Source organism: Amycolatopsis cynarae (assembly GCF_026802195.1).
GTDB lineage: Bacteria > Actinomycetota > Actinomycetes > Mycobacteriales > Pseudonocardiaceae > Amycolatopsis_E > Amycolatopsis_E rhizosphaerae.
Map to the genome: position 1 here is coordinate 6,735,931 of NZ_CP113836.1, position 13,819 is coordinate 6,749,749.

The window sequence follows — 13,819 nt, forward strand, 5'->3', positions numbered from 1 at the left end:
CGGAAACGGTATGGAAGAGGCGACCTCAGTGCTCGCGGTGAGCACCACTCCCCGGGAGTGGGCCATCGGCGCCCGACGGCGTTCAGGGCTGGACCACCCGCACCCGCGTGCGCGTTTTGAACGATTCTGACGGAACGGAACGGCTTTCCCCGATGAGCGCACCCCAAGTTCTGTCCAACCGCTATGAGTTGGGCGACACGCTCGGCTACGGCGGCATGTCCGAGGTCCACCACGGCACCGACATCCGGCTCGGCCGCGAGGTGGCGGTGAAGATCCTGCGTGCGGACCTGGCACGGGACCCGCAGTTCCAGGAACGCTTCCGCCGCGAGGCCCAGAACGCGGCGGCACTGAACCACCCCGCGATCGTGGCCGTGTACGACACCGGTGAGGCGCAGACGGAGTTCGGTCCGCTGCCCTACATCGTGATGGAGTACGTCAGCGGCCGCACCCTGCGTGACATCGTCAAGACCGAGGGTCCGATGTCGCAGAAGCGCGCGATGGAGGTCATGGCCGACGTCTGTGCCGCGCTGGACTTCTCGCACCGCCATGGCATCGTGCACCGGGACGTCAAGCCCGCGAACGTGATGATCACCGACCACGGCGCGGTCAAGGTGATGGACTTCGGCATCGCGCGGGCCATGCACGACGGCCAGGCCGCGATGACACAGACGGCCGCGGTCATCGGGACCGCTCAATACCTGTCACCGGAACAGGCGCGGGGTGAGGGCGTGGACGCGCGGAGCGACGTCTACGCGGCGGGTTGCGTGCTCTACGAGCTGATCACCGGGGAGCCGCCGTTCACCGGTGATTCGCCGGTGGCGGTGGCCTACCAGCACGTCCGGGAGGACCCGAAGGCCCCGTCCTCGGTGAATCCGGCCGTCTCGCCGGAGCTGGACGCGATCGTGCTCAAGGCACTGGCGAAGGGCCCGGCGAACCGGTACCAGTCGGCCGCCGAGATGCGCTCGGACATGGTGCGCGTGCTGTCCGGCCAGCGCCCGTCGGCGCCGATGGTGATGACCCCCGACGAGCGCACCCAGGTGATGGACGAGGGCGGCCCGGGGCACGCGGGGGACTACAAGGAGTACGCGGCCGCGCCGGGGGACGACGCGAAGAAGCGGCGGCGCGTCCGGCTGTGGACGGCCGCGATCTTCGGCGTCATCGCCCTCGGGCTGGTCGCGTTCATCCTGTGGGTCAACAATGCCTTCGACACGAAACCGGCCACCGCGGTCGTACCCGACGTACGCAGCCTGCAGACCAATCTCGCCGTGGACACGCTGCACAACAAGGGCTTCAACAAGGTGACCCTGGTGCCGGTGGTCTGCAAGATGCAGCCCGACCACCAGCAGCCGTGCACCGCCGACGACGAGGGCAAGGCGCTGTCCACCGACCCGGCGGCCGGGGCTTCGGTGAATGTGACCACCGAGATCAAGCTGCGGGTCGGCAAGGCGCCCGGAAAGGTCGCGGTGCCGGACCTGACGAGCGCCCCGTACCGGACCGAAGCGGAGGCGCAGGCGATGCTCACCGCGGCCGGGCTCTACGCGGACCCGAACGTCACCTACGTCGACGTCAACGACCCGAACCTGTACGGCAAGGTCATCAGGCAGAACCCGGCGGGCAACTCGCAGGTCGACGAGGGCAGCACGGTGAGCCTCACGGTCGGCAACACCAAGAACATGATCGCGGTCACCGACTACACCGGCCAGCAGGTCGGCGTGGCCGAGGCCGGCCTGAAGGCGCTCGGGTTCAAGGTCTCGAAGCAGACGCAGGCGGCGGCCGATCCCGCGGGCACCGTGGTCAACCAGCGGCCGAACGGCGGACAGCAGGCCGAGGGCAGCACCATCACGCTCTACGTGTCCGATGGTTCTCTGGCGCTGATCACCATGCCGAACCTGGTCGGGAAGAGCCAGACGGACGCGGAGAACGCGCTGGCCCAGGCGGGCTGGACCGGACAGCTGAGCTACCAGGTCGACAAGGTGACCAACCCAAGCCTGCAGGGCACCGTCACCCGGACCTCCCCACAGGCCGGAGCGCAGATCCAGAAGACCCAGGCGATCACCATCTACCTCGCTGAAAGCGGCAGTGGCGGGAGCAGCAGTTCGAGCAGCGCCACGTCGAGCAGGGGAGGCTTCCTTCCCCCGGGCGGCGGCGGCAATGGCGGCTGATCGGTCGTGACCGAAAGGGCCAGGGCGTGCTCGCCCTGGCCCTTTTCGTTTGTGCGCCTCAGGCCCGCCGCCGCAGCAGCAGCGCGGCGACCGCGGTGACGGCGATGGCCAGCGCGGCCAGGGAGCAGCCCAGTCCGGTGAGCACCGGTCCGAGCAGGGACCCGCCGGGCGACATGGTGTTCGACATGGCGCGCAGCATCGGGTTGATCAGTGGCAGCCAATGGAGCAGGAAGACCGCCATCAGCGCCGCCAGTGCGACAAGGACCGTGTAGCCGATGCGGGGCACGAGCAGCCGGGAACAGGACAGGCCGACGGTGATCCCGGTCAGTGCCGCGGCGAGGTGTGCCAGAGCCCCGATGCCCAGCGCGGCAGGGGCGAACCCGCCGAACGCGATCGCCGACCAGACCAGGGACACCGCGGCCAGCCCGCCGCAACAGATCAGTACCGAAGCCGCCGCTCCGCCGACCAGGCGGACCGGCCCGGCGTGGGTCAGTGTGATCAACCGCTGGACCGGATCCTCGGTGTCGACCAGTGCGATGGCCAGCCAGCAGGCGATCACCGTGAGCGCGCCGCACGACACGGCGTACTGCGGAATCTGCGGAGCTCCGCGGTCGGTGTAGAGCACGCCCATGACCAGCAGAAAGGCCAGCACGGGCGGCAGGTAGCGCTGCGAATGCCCCAGCAGGGCCAGCTGGTAGCGGATCACCGAACGCTCGGGCTTCCCGTGGCGGCGGTGCTGTCGTCGGCCGTGCTGTCGAGCTTGAACACGGACCATCCCCGCCGCAGTGCCGACAGCAGCACCGCGTCCGACTGGTCCCGCGCCACGGTCAGTTCGACCTCCCCGGCTTTCCTGGCCACCTCGATCACCCCGGGCTCGTCCCGCCAGTCGTCGGCGCCCTCGCCGCGGAGGACGATCCGCACGGCCCGCTCGTCGCCGGGCGTGGGCGGTAACGCCGGTCGCAGCGAGCCCGCGACAAGCTGGGACACGCGCGTCGCACACGCGCGCGCATGATCCAGCCGGTGCTCGGTGAAGACCACGGCCGCGCCGCGTTCGCGGCTCTCCGCGAGGAGCTCGGCGAGCGCACGGTGCGCCGCGGGATCCAGCCCGGACCACGGCTCGTCCAGCACGAGCAGCTCGGGCTCGGTCAGCAGGGCCTGGGCGAGCGCGACCTTCTGGGCGTTGCCCTTCGACAGGCTGCGGATCGGGGCGCCGGGACCGCCCACGAGCGCGAGCCGGTCCAACAGCTCGACGGCACGTGCGGACAGGTCACCAGCACGGGGCCCACCGCGGATCCGGCCCAGGTGCCGCAGGTAGCTCACCGCGGTCATGCGGGTGGCGGCCGGAAAGCGGTCGGGCACGTACCCGACCGACGGGCTGCCGTCGACCACTCCGGCCGAAGGCGCCGAAAGCCCGGCGAGAATGCGCAGCAGGGTGGACTTCCCCGAACCGTTGGTGCCGACCACGCCGAGCACCTCGCCGGGCCGGATCTCCAGGTTCACCCCGGTCAACACGTCCGGCCCCGCGCCATAGCGCTTTCCGACCGCGCGCAGCCGGAGCAGCGGGGTCATGCCACAGCGGTCTTGCGCAGTGCCTCGACCTCGGTGACCAGCGCGTCCACGACCGCCCGTGGCACCGGATGCCCGGCCCCGGCCATCCAGTTCGCCAGCATCAGGTGCCCGCGCTCGGTCAGCACGGATTCCGGGTGGAACTGCACCCCTTCGACCGGCAACTCCCGGTGCCGCATCGCCATCACCACTCCGGATTCGGTCCGGGCGGTGACCTCGAAGCAGTCCGGCACGGTCTCCGGCAGCACGGTCAGCGAGTGGTAACGGGTCGCGGTGAACGGGTTGGGCAGGCCGGCCAGCACACCCTTGTCCTCGTGGAAAACCAGGCTGGTCTTGCCGTGCAGGAGTTCGGGCGCACGGTCCACGGTGCCGCCCCAGGCGACTCCCATCGCCTGATGCCCGAGGCAGACACCGAGCACCGGGGTGCGGGTGTCGGCGCATCGGCGCACCACGTCGATGCTCTGACCCGCTCGCTCGGGTGTGCCCGGCCCCGGCGACACCAGGACGCCGTCGAACTCGGTGATGCGCTCGATGTCCACCTCGTCGTTGCGCCAGACGGTGCAGTCGGCACCGAGCTGGGCCAGGTACTGCACCAGGTTGTAGACGAAGCTGTCGTAGTTGTCGACGACGAGGACGCGCATGGCCACCAGACTACCGGGGCGGGCTTACTGCACCGAGACGTTATTGAACGGCAGCAGCGGGTCCAGCCACGGGAACACCACGAAGAGCAGCAGTGCCACCACGCCCGCGACCAGCACGATCGCCAGGAAGAGCTTCGCGGCCACCGGCCCGGGCAGGTACCGCCAGATCCAGCCGTACATCTATCCCTCCCCGAGGGCTTGCAGCAACTGCGCGTAGGTCGCGCCGTTCCCCTTCGGGTACTGGTTGGTCAGCACCGCGTGCACGATGAGCCGCTGCCGGTCCGAGAACTGGGGGTGGCAGGTGGTCAGCGTGAGGAGCGCGACCTGCTGTGCGGGCGGCAGCAGGTCGGGGGCCCGGTGCGGCACCGGCGCGATCACCGTGACCTGGTCCGGGGTCACCACCTCGCGCCCCACGGTCTGGCCGTAGGGCCCGCCGTCCGGGGCGTTCGTCCGCAACGTGCTGACCCGCTGGCACTTCGGATCGCGCCCCTTGCCGGTGGCCCAGCCGGCGATCTCGTCGGCGTGCGGCAGCACGCGGTACACGAAGAAGTCGGTCTGGGTCTCGACGACGATCGCGTCACAGGAGCTCAGCAGGTCGAGGTCGTTGAACGGGGCGCCCTTGCCGACCCGGTGCCCGGCGACGGCGAAGTTGCCCGGCTCGCCGGGCAGTGCGGTGCCCTTGTAGTGCCCCGGCCCGACCTCCAGCGACTTTTCGTCGGTCCCCTGCTGGATGGTGAAGTGGTAGTCGGCGCCGAAGGTCGGGATGTAGATCTTGGCGAAGGCCTGGCCGTCGATCAGCTCGGGATGCAGCTCACGCCCCTTGGCCCAGTCGCCTTCCAGCGTCGAGGCGGCGTCGGCCTGCTTGCCCGCGGAGAACAGGTCGGTCACGTACAGCTCGTAGACCACGAACAGCAGGACCACGAGCCCCGCTGTGATCAGCAGCTCGCCCAGGGTGCGCACGGTCTTCCTGCCACGGCCGGGCGACGACTTCGGCGGCGGTGCTTGCAGTATCGCCACGCGCGCTCCTCTCGTCAGCTCGCTTACGTTAACGTGTGGAGCCAGCGGTGGGTGCGCGCAAAGACGCTGTGCATCCCCAGTTCACCCGAGCGCGCGAGGTTCCGATGCCCAAGTCGAAGGTCCGCAAGAAGACGGCGTACACCCCGCCTGCCGACCGGCGCACCCCGGTCAAGGTGCGCGCAGCGGGGCCGTCCCATCCGATCTACAAGATCGTCATGTTCGGGCTGATGCTGATCGGCCTGGCCTGGCTCGTGGTGAACTACATCGCCGCGGACAAGATCGGTTTCATGTCCGATCTCGGGAACTGGAACTTCGCGGTCGGCTTCGGGCTGATGATCACCGGCCTGATGATGACCATGCGATGGCGCTGACGGTCGCGGAAATTACTCCGAACGGCCTCTTGACGGCAAATGACACGGCTGTAATTCATCCCCACTGTGGATAACCCCTGTGGATAACTACACGGCACACTGGGCTCCGCAGCCGGCTCTCGTCGCCCTCGGCTGGCTGGCCGCTGCCGCTGCACTCGCGGGCGCCGTGCTCTACGCCGACCCGCGGGGTGCCCTGCTGCTCGGCGTCGCCGCGATGGTGCTGCTGGCGCTGTCGGTGCACGGCTCGGTGGTCAGGCCCCGCCTCGCCGCCGACCCCCGGGGAGTCCGCGTGCGCACCGCCCACGGCGCTCATGAGTTCACCTGGCCGGAAACACGGACCACGCTGCGCACCGCCAAACGCCTCGGCCGGGACAGCACCACGCTGGAGATCTCCGCGGGTGACCACCTGTTCGTCTTCGGCAGGCTGGAACTGGGCGCCGATCCGCGCGAGGTGCTCGACGCACTGGCGAACCTGCGGGGCTGATCCCCGCTCCCGGTCAGCCGGGCGTGCAGACCAGTGCCGCCTGTGCGTCGGGCCCGCACATCACCCCGGCGAGCTGCGCGTCCCGGTGGACCACCAGCGCCACCGCCACTGCCACCACCACCAGCACCCCGGCGGCCTGCCACCACACCCGGTTCTTCTTCGGTGCGTACACCAGCACCGCGATGACCACCAGGCCGGTGAGGAAGCCGCCGAGGTGCTCCCAAACCGAAATCTGCGGCACTCTCAGCGTGATGACCGCGTTCAGCCCGACGGTGACGATGATCGGCATCGGGTTGAGCCGCATCCGGAGCACGACCACGAGAGCCCCGGCGAGCAGCCCGAAGATGGCTCCGGAAGCCCCCGCCGTCGCCCCGTTCGCATCACCGAAGGCGTACACCGCCGCGGCCCCGCCGAGCAACGAGACGAGGTACAGCACGAGGAACCGGGCCTTGCCGAGCAGAGGCTCCAGATCCCGCCCGAGCACGAGCAACGCGACCATGTTCGACAGGATGTGCAACGGGCCGAAGTGCAGGAAGCCACTCGTGACCAGCCGCCACCACTGGTCCGCACCCGCGATCGCCCTCGGCCACAGCACCCAGTCCCCGAACAGGGCGGAGCCCTGGTTGTCCACCAGGCTGTTCGCCTGCACCACGGTGACCACGAACGCCAGCAGGTTCAACCCGATCAGCACCGGGGTGACCACGGGCATCCCCGACGACCGCGCCCCGACCAGAGCCTGGGGAGACACCGGCCGGGCGGCCCGCGCCTGCCGGTGGCTCACCGCGGCGCAGTCGACGCAGTGAGAGCCGACGTCGGCCTCACGCAGGCAGTCAGGACAGGCAGGCCGGCCGCAGCGCGTGCAGCTCAGACCGGTCTGCCTGTTCGGGTGCCACCAGCAGCCCGGCAGGGCCGGTGCCGGGGGATGAGCGTTGGGAGGCTGGTTCACAATGCCTCCAAACTACCCGCCCGAAACGACTCAGCGCTCGATGTCGATCTTCTCGATGACCACCTCGTTGATCGGGCGGTCGGCCACCCCGGTGGCGGTGTTGGCGATCGAGTCGACGACCTGGCGCGACGCCTGGTCCGCGACCTCACCGAAGATCGTGTGCTTGAAGTTCAGGTGCGCGGTCGGCGCGACCGTGATGAAGAACTGGGAACCGTTCGTGCCCGGTCCCGCGTTCGCCATCGCCAGCAGGTACGGGCGGTTGAACTGCAGTTCCGGGTGGAACTCGTCGGCGAACCGGTAGCCGGGGCCGCCACGGCCGGTGCCCGTCGGGTCCCCACCCTGGATCATGAAGCCGGAGATCACCCGGTGGAAGACGGAACCGTCGTAGAAGGGCCCCGAGGAGTCCCCCTTGGCGTTGGGCTGGCCGTACTCCTTCGTGCCCTCCGCGAGGCCCACGAAGTTCTTCACCGTCTTGGGCGCGTGATCAGGGAAAAGGTTCAGCCGGATGTCCCCGTGGTTGGTGTGCAGCACCGCCTGGAGCTTGCCACCAACGAGGGATTCGTTGCTCTCACTCACGCCTCTCATCGTGCCATCCACAGCGCGATCGGCCGGAGACGGGCAGGATAGGGGACGGGGTAACCACCGGTTGAACAACGATTGACGAGGTGAAGGCCATGACCCGAGCAACGGACTCGGTCGGCGAGTCGGTCCGGACCGGCTTGCTGGGCCTGCGTAAACGCGCCGTCGAGGCGGGTAAGGCGGGGGCCGAGGCCACCGTCCGCGTCGCGCAGGTGGCCGCGGAGAGCACCGAAGGGGCCCGTAAGGAGGCGGCGAAGCGAAGCCGTCAGGCCACGGCGGACCTGGCCCGCAAGTCCGGCCAGACCCGCAAGGAGCTCGCCAAGGCAGGTAAGCAGGCGCGCAAGGAGGCGGCCGAACGGCTCGCCGAGATGCGCAAACCGGGCCGCAAGGCCCGCAAGGCCGCGCTACGGGCCGCCAAGGCGGCAGGGGAATCGAAGCGCAAGGCCAAGCGCGATTTCAAGATCGCGAAGAGGGACTTCAAGGCCGCACTGGCGGAGGCGAAGCTGGCGGCCAAGGGTGGCAGGCGCCGCCGCCGCTGGCCCTGGCTGCTGGGCATCGCCGTGCTCGCGGGCGGAGCGGCCTACGCCGCCCTGCGCCCGAAGCCGCAGCCCCCGGTCGCGGCTGAGCCGCCACGCACCGGCACGACACCGAAGGCCGAAACGGCGCCGAGCGCGAACGGCCAGCAGACCGCACAGGCGGCGTCTTCGGCTCAGCACCGCAAGGCCTGAATCCGGCCGAGACAGTCTGAAGGCCACCATCCCGGCGAACCTGCCGCGATGGTGGCCTTCGGACTGACGGGACCGGGATCAGGCGGTCGCCGCGTGCTTGTCGATCAGCTTGCCGAGGCGGGGAAGCGCTTCCTCGACGTTCTTCTTCCCGTTCGGGCGCAGCTTGCTGTAGACCTTCTTGATGCTGTCCCGGGAGGTCTGCTCCGCACGACCGTCGGTGACGCTGAGCAGCGCGTCCGCGGCCTCGTCACCGCGGCCCGCGAGGTAGCCACCGAAGTCGGTGCCACCCGTGGCCTTGTAGTCGGCGTAGAACGGCTCGAGGGAGGCAGCGAAATCGTCGAGCAGGCTGTCGACCGCCGAGCCGATGATGCCCGGCTTGATCTTCTTGACGGCCGCGAAACCAGTCTTGATCACGGCACCCGAAACGCCGCCCTTGTCCGCGACCTCTTCGTCGACCAGGTTCTCCAGGTCGGCGACGACGGCCGGACGCCTGCCGGAGTCGAGCAGGATTGCCTTGAGGGTGTCAGCCACGGATGTTTCCTTCTTTGCTTTGAGGTACACGGATTGCCTGCGGCCCTTGGCACACCGACCCCGGGTGCTGGTCCTCCCCGGCTGCAGGTGGCGATCAGAGTAGTACAAGATCGATCGGACACTTCAGGCCGTCTGCGTTAGAGGCCCAGAGCGGAAATTGTTTGTTTCGTAACGGTTCTCGCCTTGACTGTCTGCATCTGGTCGGTGGTGACCACGACCGCCGTGCCCTGCTTCGCGACCGCGTACACCGCACCCCCGTCCATCTGCTGGTATCCGCCCTGCCAGCCGGGGGGATCGGTCGCGGGATTGCTGGTGTCCACGGGCGCCACGTGGTCCACCAGAGCGGTGGCCACGGCCGGTTCGCCGACGTAGATCCGCACGGTCAGCTGGAGCTTGCCCGCGCGGTCGTAGAAGAAGCACGCCGGATGGGGCCGGTCGGCGGAGAGCTTCACCACCGACACCCGCTGCCCGTTGGCCTGAGCGGCGAAGTCGGTGGCGAGGTAGGGGCACGGACCGGCGGCCACCGGCTGCGGATCGGGCGGCAGCGGAGGGGCGGCCGTGGTGCTGGCGGTGGTGATGGCCGGCGGCGGCGCGCTGGACGAGGACGGCTTGGCGACCGGCGCGGGGCGCTGGGAGCAGCCGACCGCGCCCAGGCCGGTGACCAGGGTGAAGGTTGCGAGAACGAGCACGACTCGACGCATCGGGCACAGTGAACCACGCCCCAAGTCGCTGGACTATTGGTCTAGATATCCGACATACTGTCCAAGTGACCGTGACTCTCGACGACGTCCGCGCCGCCGCCCTGCGGCTGACCGGCCAAGCGCACCGGACTCCCGTGCTCACCTCCCGCACCCTGGACGAGCGGGCTGGCGCCGAAGTCTTCCTAAAGTGTGAAAATTTTCAGCGGATCGGGGCGTTCAAGTTCCGTGGCGCCTACAACGCGCTGTCGCAGCTTTCCCCGGAGCAGCTCGCGCGCGGGGTCTGCGCCTATTCCTCGGGCAACCACGCACAGGCCGTCGCGCTGGCCGCATCGCTGCTGGGCAGCAAGGCGACCATCCTGATGCCGATCGACGCGCCGGAGTCCAAGGTCGAAGCCGTGCGCGGCTACGGCGCGGACATCCGCCGGTTCGACCGGTACACCGAGGACCGGGCCGCCCTCGCCGCGGACCTCGCCGAGCAGCACGGTTTCGCCATCGTCCCGCCCTACGACCACCCGGCCGTGATCGCCGGCCAGGGCACCGCCGCCCTGGAGTTCGTCGACGAGACCGGACGGCTGGACGCGATGCTCGTCCCGATGGGCGGCGGCGGACTGATGGCGGGCAGCGCCATCGCCACCACCTCGCTGTTCCCGGACACGGCGATGATCGGTGTCGAACCGGCCGCGGGTGACGACCACCAGCGCTCCTTCGCGGCCGGGGAACGGGTCGACATCGGGGTTCCCCAGACCATCGCGGACGGCCTGGCCGCGCCCACCCCCGGCGAACTGACCTTCGAGATCAACCGGCGGCTGGTCGGCGAGGTCGCCACGGTCACCGACGACGAGATCCGCGACGCGATGCGCTTCCTGTTCGACCGGATGAAGATCGTCGTCGAGCCCAGCGGCGCGGTCGGCGTGGCGGCGCTGCTGGCGGGGAAGGTCCGCCTCCCCGGCCGCCGGATCGGCGTACTCCTCTCCGGCGGGAACATCGCCACCGAGCGGTTCTGCCTGCTCCTCGGCTGAGAAGTCCCTAGCGGCTCGGGAGGCCGAAGGAGTTCCAGGGCGGCTCGGGTGAGGGGGTCGCGTCGGCGTCGGTCATCGGTTTCGCCCTCCCCCGGAAGGTGATCAGGTCCTCGCCCGCCACGCAGCGGGCGGGGAACGCCGCCGAGGCCGCCCGAGCGGCCACCGCGGCGACCGGCAGTTCGACGGGCGACGCGGCCAGCACGACGTTGCCGAAACGGCGGCCTCGCAACACGCCCGGTTCGGCCAGCAGCAGCGCGTGCGGGAACACCGCCGTCACGGTGGCGACGGTGCGGCGGGTGAACACCAGGCCGGGCCCATCCGCGATATTCATCAAGTAGGTGCCCGCCGGTCGCAGCACTCGCGCCACGTCGGTGGTGAACTCGACGGTGGCGAGCCCGCCGGGCATGCGGGCGCGCTGGAACACGTCGGCCACCACGAGATCGGCGGAGTTGTCGCGCCGGGTGGCCAGCCCCTCCCGGCCGTCGGAGATCCGCACCCGCAGCTGAGGCACGGAGCGCAGGTCGAGCTGCTCTCGCACGAGCTCGATCAGCGGGCCGTCGGCGTCGAAGACGAGTTGCCGTGAGCCGGGCCGGGTCTCGGCGACGTAGCGGGGCAGCGTGCAGCCGGCGCCCCCGAGATGGACCGCTTCCAGCGGTCCCTCCCGGAGACAGTCGACGACATCTCCCATGCGCCGCACGTAGTCGAATTCCAGGTGCGCCGGATCGTCGAGGTCGACATAGGACTGTGCGATCCCGTCGACGCTGAGCAGCCACCCGCCGGGCCGGTCGGCATCGGCCAGCAACTCGGCCGTACCGAAGCGGACCGGATACTTCCCCGGCACCGGTTCGCCGCCCTTGCGCCGCTTCGCCACGCTACGGACCCGTCACGCCGTCGACCTGTTCCCTCAGCAGGTCCGCGTGTCCGTTGTGCCGGGCGTACTCCCCGATCATGTGCTGGTAGATCATACGCAACGAGAACGGCTCGCCGCGGTGGTCGAACGTGTCGTCCAGCGAGGCGTCCGCGACGGCCTCGTCGGCCAGACGCCACTCCTCGAGAAACCGCGCGTAGTCGGCCTCGGCCCGCTCGGGGTCCAGATCGTCGAAATCGGCGTCCTTGCCCTTGGCCGGGTCGTACATCGGCGGCAGTTCCTGTCCCGAGAACCGCTCCCGGAACCAGATCCGCTCGACCTTCGCCAGGTGACGGATCAGGCCGAGCAGCGACAGGCTCGACGGCGGCACGGACCGCTGAGCGAGCTGCTCACCGGTCAACCCGGCGCATTTGGCCAGCAGGGTCTCGCGTTGGAAGGTCAGGTAACCGGTCAGCAGGGTCCGTTCGGGCGCGCTGGTCGAGCCGCCCGCGCGCACCACCTCAGGAGCAGTCCATGTCATGGACAAAGCATGCCTGGCGCCGATCACCGCACGGCACCTCGGTCCGCTTCCCGCCGCCGCGGGCGGGGCACGAACACGACGGTCAGCAGGATCACGACCAGCGGCAGCAGGCTGACCAGTGCCATCGTGATCCGGACCGCGTTCGCGTAGTCGACGCCCAGTGTCAGGCCCTGCATCTGCTGGACGAGGTTCGGGTTGTAGCCGGTGTTCCCGGGGCTGTTCGCCATCGCGGCCGTCACCGCGTCCACATCGTGCCGGGCCTGCTGCGCGGACAGCGCGCGGGACTCGGCGTCGGCCAGCCACTGCCGCTGGAACAGCAGGTTGATCAGCAGGATGTAGACCGTCGGCCCCATCGCGTACCCGATCATCCCGAAGGTCGGTTGCACGGCGGTCACCGCTCCCGCCTTTTCGGGCGGGGCGTGGGACATCACGATGTCCGAGACCGGGGTGGAGGTGAGGAAGCAGCCGAGGTTGCCGAGCCAGGTGATGAGCACGAGGAGCCAGATCGCCATCGTCGGCGTGGTCGTGGCGGCCTGCACCATTCCGGCGGTGGTGAGCACGATCAGGCCCACGAGCAGCACGGGCCGTGCGCCGTACCGGCCGATCAGCCGCCCGGTGAGCACACTGATCGCGGCCAGCACCAGGGTGCCCGGCAGGTACAGCTGCCCGATCGCCCTCGCGGACAGGTTCAGGACGTTCCCGCCGAACTGGCTCAGCACCACGCTGAACCCGGCGGACAGGAAGTTGAGGGTCAGCGCCGACACCGCCGCGACCACGAAGGGTGCGACGCGGAACAGGCTCAGGTCCAGCGCCGGCCGCGGGGTCCGCAGTTCCTGGATCACGAACAGGATGAGCGCGACGGCGGCGACCAGCAGCGGTCCCCACGCGTGGACGGTGAACCCGTTCTGGAGCTCACCGACGCCGAAGACCAGGCACAGCAGCGCACAGCCGAAGAGGACGACGCCGAGGACGTCGAAGCCCGTGCCGCGCCGGACCGGCGGTTCGGCCACGTAGCGGATGGTGAGCACGAGCCCGCCCAGCGCCAGCAAGGGCGTGACCAGGAACAGGTACCGCCAGCCCATCGCGGCTACCAGTTGCCCGCCGATCAGCGGCGTCACGCCGAACAGGAAGGCGTCCGTGGCCATGAAGATGCCGAGCGCTATCGGGCGTATCTCGTCGGGTATCGCAACCCTCAGCAACGCCAGCGACAGACCGAGCAGCGCGGTGAGCGCCAACCCGTCCAGGAAGCGCGCCATCAGCAGGAACCAGTACGTCGGGGACACCGCCCCCAGCAGTTGGGCGAAGACGTTGAGGGCGAACCCGATCAGCAGCAGGCGTTTGAGCCCGAACCGGTCGCCGAGGTTCCCGATCGCCAGCACCGCGGCGGCGATGACCAGCGTCGCCAGTCCGCCGAGGAACCCCAGCTTGTCGCTGGGCACGGCCAGGCCGTGACTGACCGCGGTCAGGTTGAGGCTGAGCATCAGCGGGTCGACGGCGGTGACGGCGAAGGCGAGGCCCAGCCCCAGTACCTGGGCCAACTGCGCCCAGGTCAGCCGGGCGCGGCGCTGCCTGGTCCGGATTGCCGCTGGCATGACCTCATCGTCACATGGGAGAAGGGCCGCCGCCGGGCGCTCGGCCTCCGGGCGGTCAGGCCGCACAGGCTTGCCCGGAACTCCCGTGCCGCGC

General features: G+C 69.7%; 17 protein-coding genes. 5 read left to right on the forward strand and 12 right to left on the reverse strand.

What is annotated here, in order from left to right:
• Window positions 1-152: 152 nt before the first annotated feature.
• A complete protein-coding gene (gene pknB, locus ORV05_RS32560; RefSeq protein WP_268755716.1) occupies window positions 153-2,162 on the forward strand; it encodes a Stk1 family PASTA domain-containing Ser/Thr kinase in 2,010 nt (669 codons plus the stop codon).
• Window positions 2,163-2,220: 58 nt separating this feature from the next.
• On the opposite strand, the gene ORV05_RS32565 is transcribed toward pknB, so the two are convergent.
• The 5 genes from ORV05_RS32565 to ORV05_RS32585 are packed head-to-tail and all read right to left on the reverse strand — an operon-like array spanning window position 2,221 to window position 5,386.
• On the reverse strand, window positions 2,221-2,868 hold the full coding sequence (locus ORV05_RS32565) for a hypothetical protein (protein ID WP_268755717.1): 648 nt from the start codon (window positions 2,866-2,868) through the stop codon (window positions 2,221-2,223).
• The gene (locus ORV05_RS32570) at window positions 2,865-3,731 is read right to left on the reverse strand and encodes an ABC transporter ATP-binding protein (RefSeq protein WP_268755718.1); all 867 of its coding nucleotides are present in this window, start codon (window positions 3,729-3,731) and stop codon (window positions 2,865-2,867) included. The genes ORV05_RS32565 and ORV05_RS32570 overlap by 4 nt, the downstream gene beginning before the upstream one ends.
• Window positions 3,728-4,369 (reverse strand): aminodeoxychorismate/anthranilate synthase component II, encoded by a 642-nt coding sequence (locus ORV05_RS32575; protein WP_144585911.1) that lies wholly within the window; start codon window positions 4,367-4,369, stop codon window positions 3,728-3,730. The genes ORV05_RS32570 and ORV05_RS32575 overlap by 4 nt, the downstream gene beginning before the upstream one ends.
• 24 nt (window positions 4,370-4,393) lie before the next feature.
• Window positions 4,394-4,549, reverse strand: a complete 156-nt coding sequence (locus ORV05_RS32580) for a hypothetical protein (protein ID WP_268755719.1) — start codon at window positions 4,547-4,549, stop codon at window positions 4,394-4,396.
• The gene (locus ORV05_RS32585; RefSeq protein WP_268755720.1) at window positions 4,550-5,386 is read right to left on the reverse strand and encodes a class E sortase; all 837 of its coding nucleotides are present in this window, start codon (window positions 5,384-5,386) and stop codon (window positions 4,550-4,552) included.
• Window positions 5,387-5,490: 104 nt separating this feature from the next.
• On the opposite strand from ORV05_RS32585, the gene crgA reads away from it, so the two are divergent.
• Window positions 5,491-5,757, forward strand: coding sequence for a cell division protein CrgA (gene crgA / locus ORV05_RS32590; RefSeq protein WP_144585913.1), 267 nt, complete (start codon window positions 5,491-5,493; stop codon window positions 5,755-5,757).
• 79 nt (window positions 5,758-5,836) lie between these two features.
• Entirely contained in the window at window positions 5,837-6,241 is a 405-nt protein-coding gene (locus ORV05_RS32595) for a PH domain-containing protein (protein WP_268755721.1), read from the forward strand.
• Window positions 6,242-6,254: 13 nt separating this feature from the next.
• Here the strand turns inward: ORV05_RS32595 and ORV05_RS32600 are convergent, their stop codons facing one another.
• Both ORV05_RS32600 and ORV05_RS32605 read right to left on the reverse strand, forming a co-directional pair.
• Entirely contained in the window at window positions 6,255-7,022 is a 768-nt protein-coding gene (locus ORV05_RS32600; RefSeq protein ID WP_268755722.1) for a rhomboid family intramembrane serine protease, read from the reverse strand.
• Between the two features lie 195 nt (window positions 7,023-7,217).
• Window positions 7,218-7,772: a peptidylprolyl isomerase gene (locus ORV05_RS32605; RefSeq protein ID WP_268755723.1), complete on the reverse strand. Its 555-nt coding sequence runs from the start codon at window positions 7,770-7,772 to the stop codon at window positions 7,218-7,220.
• An 89-nt stretch (window positions 7,773-7,861) separates the two neighbouring features.
• On the opposite strand from ORV05_RS32605, the gene ORV05_RS32610 reads away from it, so the two are divergent.
• Complete coding sequence (locus ORV05_RS32610) at window positions 7,862-8,494, forward strand: hypothetical protein (RefSeq protein WP_268755724.1); 633 nt, start codon at window positions 7,862-7,864, stop codon at window positions 8,492-8,494.
• A gap of 78 nt (window positions 8,495-8,572) precedes the next feature.
• Here ORV05_RS32610 and ORV05_RS32615 read toward each other — a convergent pair whose 3' ends face one another.
• On the reverse strand, window positions 8,573-9,025 hold the full coding sequence (locus ORV05_RS32615) for a DUF6918 family protein (RefSeq protein WP_144585918.1): 453 nt from the start codon (window positions 9,023-9,025) through the stop codon (window positions 8,573-8,575).
• A 137-nt stretch (window positions 9,026-9,162) separates the two neighbouring features.
• On the reverse strand, window positions 9,163-9,726 hold the full coding sequence (locus ORV05_RS32620) for a DUF2020 domain-containing protein (RefSeq protein ID WP_268755725.1): 564 nt from the start codon (window positions 9,724-9,726) through the stop codon (window positions 9,163-9,165).
• 65 nt (window positions 9,727-9,791) lie between these two features.
• Here ORV05_RS32620 and ORV05_RS32625 point away from each other — a divergent pair, with 65 nt between their 5' ends.
• The gene (locus ORV05_RS32625; RefSeq protein ID WP_268755726.1) at window positions 9,792-10,745 is read left to right on the forward strand and encodes a threo-3-hydroxy-L-aspartate ammonia-lyase; all 954 of its coding nucleotides are present in this window, start codon (window positions 9,792-9,794) and stop codon (window positions 10,743-10,745) included.
• Window positions 10,746-10,752: 7 nt separating this feature from the next.
• Here ORV05_RS32625 and ORV05_RS32630 read toward each other — a convergent pair whose 3' ends face one another.
• Genes ORV05_RS32630 through ORV05_RS32640 form a run of 3 tightly spaced genes read right to left on the reverse strand, consistent with a single transcriptional unit; the run spans window position 10,753 to window position 13,725 of the window.
• Window positions 10,753-11,616 (reverse strand): spermidine synthase, encoded by an 864-nt coding sequence (locus ORV05_RS32630; protein ID WP_268755727.1) that lies wholly within the window; start codon window positions 11,614-11,616, stop codon window positions 10,753-10,755.
• 1 nt (window position 11,617) lies between these two features.
• Window positions 11,618-12,133 (reverse strand): DinB family protein, encoded by a 516-nt coding sequence (locus ORV05_RS32635; protein WP_268755728.1) that lies wholly within the window; start codon window positions 12,131-12,133, stop codon window positions 11,618-11,620.
• Between the two features lie 23 nt (window positions 12,134-12,156).
• On the reverse strand, window positions 12,157-13,725 hold the full coding sequence (locus ORV05_RS32640) for an MFS transporter (RefSeq protein ID WP_268755729.1): 1,569 nt from the start codon (window positions 13,723-13,725) through the stop codon (window positions 12,157-12,159).
• Window positions 13,726-13,819: the final 94 nt, after the last annotated feature.

What these genes read in the sequence shown, in the direction of transcription:
- ORV05_RS32640 (WP_268755729.1), bottom strand. Translation starts at nt 13,725, where the DNA reads ATGCCAGCGGCAATCCGGACCAGGCAGCGCCGCGCCCGGCTGACCTGG.
- crgA (WP_144585913.1), top strand. Translation starts at nt 5,491, where the DNA reads ATGCCCAAGTCGAAGGTCCGCAAGAAGACGGCGTACACCCCGCCTGCC.
- pknB (WP_268755716.1), top strand. Translation starts at nt 153, where the DNA reads ATGAGCGCACCCCAAGTTCTGTCCAACCGCTATGAGTTGGGCGACACG.
- ORV05_RS32575 (WP_144585911.1), bottom strand. Translation starts at nt 4,369, where the DNA reads ATGCGCGTCCTCGTCGTCGACAACTACGACAGCTTCGTCTACAACCTG.
- ORV05_RS32635 (WP_268755728.1), bottom strand. Translation starts at nt 12,133, where the DNA reads ATGACATGGACTGCTCCTGAGGTGGTGCGCGCGGGCGGCTCGACCAGC.
- ORV05_RS32605 (WP_268755723.1), bottom strand. Translation starts at nt 7,772, where the DNA reads ATGAGAGGCGTGAGTGAGAGCAACGAATCCCTCGTTGGTGGCAAGCTC.
- ORV05_RS32620 (WP_268755725.1), bottom strand. Translation starts at nt 9,726, where the DNA reads ATGCGTCGAGTCGTGCTCGTTCTCGCAACCTTCACCCTGGTCACCGGC.
- ORV05_RS32580 (WP_268755719.1), bottom strand. Translation starts at nt 4,549, where the DNA reads ATGTACGGCTGGATCTGGCGGTACCTGCCCGGGCCGGTGGCCGCGAAG.
- ORV05_RS32570 (WP_268755718.1), bottom strand. Translation starts at nt 3,731, where the DNA reads ATGACCCCGCTGCTCCGGCTGCGCGCGGTCGGAAAGCGCTATGGCGCG.
- ORV05_RS32610 (WP_268755724.1), top strand. Translation starts at nt 7,862, where the DNA reads ATGACCCGAGCAACGGACTCGGTCGGCGAGTCGGTCCGGACCGGCTTG.